General features: G+C 71.6%; 6 protein-coding genes. 5 read left to right on the plus strand and 1 reads right to left on the minus strand.

Features of this window, described 5'->3' with window-relative positions; genetic code table 11:
* Positions 1 to 980: 3-phosphoshikimate 1-carboxyvinyltransferase (gene aroA / locus GA0115240_RS04095; RefSeq protein ID WP_107407090.1), on the plus strand; the 980-nt coding region annotated here is incomplete at its 5' end.
* Between the two features lie 141 nt (positions 981 to 1,121).
* Here aroA and GA0115240_RS04100 read toward each other — a convergent pair.
* Positions 1,122 to 1,496, minus strand: coding sequence for a VOC family protein (locus GA0115240_RS04100; RefSeq protein ID WP_093735273.1), 375 nt, complete (start codon positions 1,494 to 1,496; stop codon positions 1,122 to 1,124).
* Between the two features lie 201 nt (positions 1,497 to 1,697).
* Between GA0115240_RS04100 and GA0115240_RS04105 the strand changes: the two genes are divergently transcribed.
* The 4 genes from GA0115240_RS04105 to GA0115240_RS04120 all read left to right on the plus strand — a co-directional run bounded on the left by GA0115240_RS04105 (position 1,698) and on the right by GA0115240_RS04120 (position 5,789).
* Positions 1,698 to 2,744 (plus strand): sugar ABC transporter substrate-binding protein, encoded by a 1,047-nt coding sequence (locus GA0115240_RS04105; protein WP_093735276.1) that lies wholly within the window; start codon positions 1,698 to 1,700, stop codon positions 2,742 to 2,744.
* A gap of 5 nt (positions 2,745 to 2,749) precedes the next feature.
* Entirely contained in the window at positions 2,750 to 3,781 is a 1,032-nt protein-coding gene (locus GA0115240_RS04110) for an ABC transporter permease (protein ID WP_093735277.1), read from the plus strand.
* Positions 3,778 to 4,644 (plus strand): ATP-binding cassette domain-containing protein, encoded by an 867-nt coding sequence (locus GA0115240_RS04115; protein ID WP_093735274.1) that lies wholly within the window; start codon positions 3,778 to 3,780, stop codon positions 4,642 to 4,644. Before GA0115240_RS04110 ends, GA0115240_RS04115 begins: the two co-directional genes overlap by 4 nt.
* Positions 4,645 to 4,709: 65 nt before the next feature.
* Entirely contained in the window at positions 4,710 to 5,789 is a 1,080-nt protein-coding gene (locus tag GA0115240_RS04120; protein WP_370673270.1) for an ROK family glucokinase, read from the plus strand.
* Positions 5,790 to 5,831: the final 42 nt, after the last annotated feature.

A 5,831-nucleotide genomic window follows, 5' to 3' on the forward strand; every position in this document is an offset into this window, starting at 1 on the left:
TCCTGCCCGCGCTGGCCGCGGCCGGTACCGGCACCTTCCGGTTCGACGCATCCGCCCAGATGCGCCGCCGGCCGGTCGCGCCGCTCACCGAGGCCCTGCGCTCGCTGGGCGTCGACCTCACCCACGAGGACGCCGAGGGCCGGCTGCCGCTGACCGTGGTCGCCGACGGCATCAAGGGCGGCGCCATCGACCTCGACGCGAGCCTGTCCTCCCAGTTCCTCACCGCGCTGCTGCTCACCGGCCCGCTGACCGCCGAGGGCCTGCGCATCCGGGTCACCGGCATCGTCTCGGTGCCGTATGTGGAGATCACCATCGCGATGATGCGCCGCTTCGGCGCCGACGTGACCCGTGACGGCGACACCTTCACCGTGCCGCCGGGCGGCTACCGCGCCACCGACTACCCGATCGAGCCGGACGCCTCCACCGCGAGCTACTTCTTCGCCGCCGCCGCGCTGTCCGGCCGCAGCGCGACCGTCCCGGGTCTGGGCGCCGACGCCCTCCAGGGCGACCTGCGCTTCGTGGACGTGCTGCGGCGGATGGGCGCCGAGGTGGAGACCGGCCCCGACGCCACCACGGTGACCGGCACCGGGCGGCTGTCCGGCATCACCGTCAACATGCGGGACATCTCCGACACCATGCCGACACTGGCCGCGATCGCCCCCTTCGCGGACGGCCCGGTCCGGATCGAGGACGTCTACAACACCCGGGTCAAGGAGTGCGACCGGCTGGAGGCATGCGCGGACAACCTGCGCCGCCAGGGCATCCGGGTGGCGACCGGACCCGACTGGATCGAGATCCACCCCGGCGCCCCGGCGCCGGTGGAGATCGCCTGCCACGGCGACCACCGCATCGCGATGAGCTTCGCGGTGGCCGCGCTGCGCACGCCGGGCACCACTTTCGACGACCCCGGGTGCGTGAAGAAGACCTTCCCCGGCTTCCACGAGTTCTTCGCGGGCCTACGGGCGGACTGGGGCGTTTAGCCGTTTAGCGGTATAGCCGTATAGCCGTACGGGTGCACCGGCGTACCGGCGTACCGGCGTACCGGCGCACCCGGCGTTTCGGCCGACACGCGGACACGCGGACACGCGGGCACCGGCCGCGGGGCGTACCGCCGAGCGGGCTCAGTCCGTCCGCTCGGCCGCGCTGCGCTCGACGCAGAACTCGTTGCCCTCCGGGTCCTCCAGCGTGACCCAGCCGGTGCCGTCGGGCCGGCGGTGGTCGCCCACCACGGTCGCGCCCAGCGCCACCAGCCGCTCCACCTCCGCGTCCCGGCGGCGGTCCTGCGGCTGGAGGTCGAGGTGGACCCGGTTCTTCACCGACTTGCCCTCGGGCACCGCGACGAAGAGCAGCGAACTGCCCTCGGCGGTGACCAGGGCCTCGTCGCCGCCCGGTTCGTCGTCCGCGCCGAGGGATCCGCCGAGGACCTCGGCCCAGAAGGACGCCAGCCGGTGGGCGTCGGAGCAGTCGATCGTGATGTGCCGTACGAGAGATGCCATGCACCGCACCTTAACCACGGGCGCCGCCGCGGCCGCTCGTTCCCGCCCGTCCCCAACCACCGCCCCCCGCCTCGGAAGCCGCGCCACCCCTTGACGGATACTTGGCCCGCCGGGATGGTCACTCGCAGCACCGCACAGCTCGCGCAGCACTCCATCCCCGGCTGCACCAGGAACAGCACGGAAAGGCAGGGCCAGGTGGCGATGTCAGGCACGGGAGGGACCGCGCGGCCGAGGCCGCCGAGGGCCACCACCGCGCGGCGCACGCTCGGCGTGCTGCTGGCGGCGGTACTCGGCGCCACCGCGCTGGCCGGCTGCAGCAGCACCGGCGGCAAGCGCGCCGAGGACCGGGCCAACCGGCTCGCCGCGAACGGCTCGGCGGTGAACACCCCGCACTGGACCTTCGCGATGGTCACCCACTCGGGAGCCGGCGACAGCTTCTGGGACATCGTGCAGAGCGGCGCCAAGCAGGCCGCCGCCAAGGACAACATCAAGTTCGTCTACTCCAACAGCGACCAGGCCAACGAGCAGTCGCAGCTGGTGCAGGCCGCCGTCGACAGCCACGTGGACGGGCTGATCGTCACCCTCGCCAAGCCCGACGCGATGAAGGCCGTGGTCGCCCGCGCCGAGAAGGCCGGCATCCCGGTGATCACCATCAACTCCGGCTCCGAGCAGTCCCGCCGGTTCGGCGCGATCACCCACATCGGCCAGGACGAGACGATCGCCGGACAGGCCGTCGGCGAGGAACTCGACAAGCGCGGCCGCAAGCACGCGCTGTGCGTCCTGCACGAGCAGGGCAACGTGGGGCACGAACAGCGCTGCGCCGGCGCCAAGGAGAAGTTCACCGGCCGGATGGACAACCTCTACGTCGACGGCACCAACATGCCCGACGTGCAGTCGGCGATCCAGGCCAAACTCCAGGCCGACCACAGCATCGACTCCGTGGTCACCCTCGGCGCGCCCTTCGCGGCCACCGCCGCCAAGGCCAGGGACGAGGCCGGCTCCCACGCCGAGATCGACACCTTCGACCTGAACGCGCAGGTCGCCACCTCGCTCAAGGACGGCACGATCGGCTTCGCGGTCGACCAGCAGCCGTACCTGCAGGGCTACGAGGCGATCGACCTGCTGTGGCTCTACCGCTACAACGGCGACACCCTCGGCGGCGGCCAGCCGGTGCTGACCGGCCCGCAGATCGTCACCAAGGACGACGCCGACGCCCTGCTGGCGTACACCAAGCGGGGCACCCGGTGACCGCGCTGACCGCGCAGCCGCCGGACGAGCGGCTGGCACCCCGCTCGGTGGCGCGGCGGCTGCTGGGCCGGCCGGAATTGGGCGCGGTGGTCGGGGCGGCGGCGGTCTTCGTCTTCTTCTGCGTCGTCGCCGACTCCTTCCTGCAGGCGTCCAGCCTCAGCACCGTGCTGTACGCCTCCTCCACCATCGGCATCATGGCTGTGCCGGTCGCGCTGCTCATGATCGGCGGCGAGTTCGACCTGTCGGCCGGCGTCATGGTGACCAGCTCCGCGCTGGTCTCCTCGATGTTCAGCTACCAGATGACCGCGAACGTCTGGGTGGGCGTGGGCGTCTCACTGCTGGTCACGCTCGCCGTCGGCGTGTTCAACGGTGTGATGCTGGTCCGCACCAAGCTGCCCAGCTTCATCATCACCCTCGGCACCTTCCTGATGCTCACCGGCCTGAACCTGGGCCTGACCAAGCTGATCAGCGGCACGGTGTCCACCAAGTCCATCGCCGACATGCAGGGCTTCCCCACCGCCCAGGACGTGTTCGCCTCGCACTGGACGATCGGCCCGGTCGACCTCCAGGTCACCATCCTGTGGTGGCTCGCCCTGGTCGCCGCGGCCACCTGGGTACTGCTGCGCACCCGGGCCGGCAACTGGATCTTCGCCGCCGGCGGCAACGCCGAGGCGGCCCGGGCAGTCGGCGTCCCGGTGGCGCGTACCAAGATCGGCCTGTACATGGCGGTCGCCTTCTGCGCCTGGATCTCCGGGCAGCACCTGCTGTTCTCCTTCGACGTCGTCCAGTCCGGGGAGGGCGTCGGCAACGAGTTCCTGTACATCATCGCGGCCGTCATCGGCGGTTGCCTGATGACCGGCGGCTACGGCAGCGCGGTGGGCTCGGCGGTCGGCGCGTTCATCTTCGGCATGACCAGCAAGGGCATCGTGTACGCGCAATGGGATCCCGACTGGTTCCAGTTCTTCCTCGGCATGATGCTGCTGCTCGCCGTGCTGCTCAACGCCTGGGTCCGCAAGCGGGCGGAGGCCAGCGCATGACCGACGAACAGCGGACGCCGCAGACGGTCCCGGCCCCCGCGCTGGTGCGGCTCACCGATGTCGCCAAGTCCTACGGGAACGTCCGGGCGCTGCACGGCGTCTGCCTCGACGTGCACGCCGGAGAGATCACCTGCGTCCTGGGTGACAACGGGGCGGGCAAGTCCACCCTGATCAAGATCATCGCCGGGCTGCACCCGCACGACGCGGGCCGCTACGAGATCGACGGCGAGACGGTGCGGCACACCTCGCCGCGCCAGGCGCTGGACCGCGGCATCGCCACCGTCTACCAGGATCTGGCGGTGGTCCCGCTGATGCCGGTGTGGCGGAACTTCTTCCTCGGCTCCGAGCCCACCAGGGGCCGCGGACTGCTGCGCCGGCTGGACACGGCCACGATGCGGAGCACCACCCGCGGCGCACTGCTGCGGATGGGCATCGACCTGCGCGACGTCGACCAGCCGATCGGCACCCTGTCCGGTGGCGAACGCCAGTGCGTGGCCATCGCCCGTGCGGTGCACTTCGGCGCCAAGGTGCTGGTGCTGGACGAACCGACCGCGGCCCTCGGTGTCAAACAGGCCGGAATGGTGCTGAAATACGTGGCGGCGGCCCGCGACACGGGCCTGGGCGTGGTGCTGATCACCCACAATCCGCACCACGCCTACCTGGTCGGTGACCGATTCGTCCTGCTCAAGCGCGGGGCGATGTCGGGCAGCCACCTCAAGAAGGACATTACGCTGGACGAGCTGACCCGGGAGATGGCCGGTGGCAGCGAGCTGGACGAACTGACCCATGAACTGAGCCGTGCGACACCCGCTGAACCGGTCCGCACGGCATCCGACCCCGGCGACCCGGAGACCAACGCTTGAGTGCCAACCGTGAACGTGTCTACCGCGGCAGCGCCGCCCGCGCCACGGTGTGGCAGAACGTCGGGATGCGCGACCGCCGCGAGCGCCGCTCGCACCTGACCGCGCCCCGCGTCCCGACCGTCGGTATCGACATCGGCGGCACCAAGGTGATGGCCGGCGTGGTCGACGCCGACGGCCGGATCCTGGAGACGATCCGGGCCGAGACGCCGGACAAGTCCAAGAGCCCCAAGGTCGTCGAGGACACCATCGTCGAGCTGGTGCTCGACCTGTCCGAGCGGCACGACGTGCACGCCGTCGGCATCGGCGCGGCCGGCTGGGTGGACGCCGACCGCTCCCGGGTGCTGTTCGCCCCGCACCTGGCCTGGCGCGACGAGCCGCTGCGCGACCGGCTGGCCGACCGGCTGCTGGTCCCGGTGATGGTCGACAACGACGCCAACACCGCCGCCTGGGCCGAGTGGCGCTTCGGCGCCGGGCGCGGGGAGAGCGACCTGGTGATGATCACCCTCGGCACCGGCATCGGCGGCGCGATCCTGGAGGAGGGCCGGGTCAAGCGGGGCCGCTACGGGGTGGCCGGCGAGTTCGGCCATATGCAGGTGGTCCAGGGCGGTCACCGCTGCGCCTGCGGCAACCGCGGCTGCTGGGAGCAGTACAGCTCGGGCAACGCGCTGGTCAGGGAGGCCCGCGAGATGGCCGCCGCCGACTCCCCGGTCGCGCACGGCATCATCGACCGGGTCGGCGGGAACATCCGCGAGATCACCGGCCCGCTGATCACCGAACTCGCCCGCGAGGGCGACGCGATGTGCGTGGACCTCTTCCAGGACATCGGGCAGTGGCTCGGTATCGGCATCGCCAATCTCGCCGCCGCCCTCGACCCCTCCTGCTTCGTCATCGGCGGCGGTGTCAGCGCGGCCGACGACCTGCTGATCGCTCCGGCCCGGGACGCCTTCCGCCGCAATCTCACCGGCCGCGGGTACCGGCCCGAGGCGCGGATCGTGAAGGCCGAGCTGGGCCCGGAGGCCGGTATGGTCGGGGCCGCCGACCTGGCCCGGCTGGTCGCCCGCCGCTTCCGCCGCGCCAACCGGCGCCGCGTCGAGCGGTACGAGCGGTACGGCCGGGTCTACGGACGGCAGGAGGCCGATTCGTGACGACGACACCGGAGCAGCGTCGGGTGCCGGTGCCCGACGCCC

Source organism: Streptomyces sp. DvalAA-14 (assembly GCF_900091855.1).
In the GTDB taxonomy this organism is placed as follows: domain Bacteria; phylum Actinomycetota; class Actinomycetes; order Streptomycetales; family Streptomycetaceae; genus Actinacidiphila.

Coding starts and splice junctions, on each gene's coding strand:
- GA0115240_RS04105 (WP_093735276.1), top strand. CDS start 1,698: ATGTCAGGCACGGGAGGGACCGCGCGGCCGAGGCCGCCGAGGGCCACC.
- GA0115240_RS04115 (WP_093735274.1), top strand. CDS start 3,778: ATGACCGACGAACAGCGGACGCCGCAGACGGTCCCGGCCCCCGCGCTG.
- GA0115240_RS04120 (WP_370673270.1), top strand. CDS start 4,710: ATGCGCGACCGCCGCGAGCGCCGCTCGCACCTGACCGCGCCCCGCGTC.
- GA0115240_RS04100 (WP_093735273.1), bottom strand. CDS start 1,496: ATGGCATCTCTCGTACGGCACATCACGATCGACTGCTCCGACGCCCAC.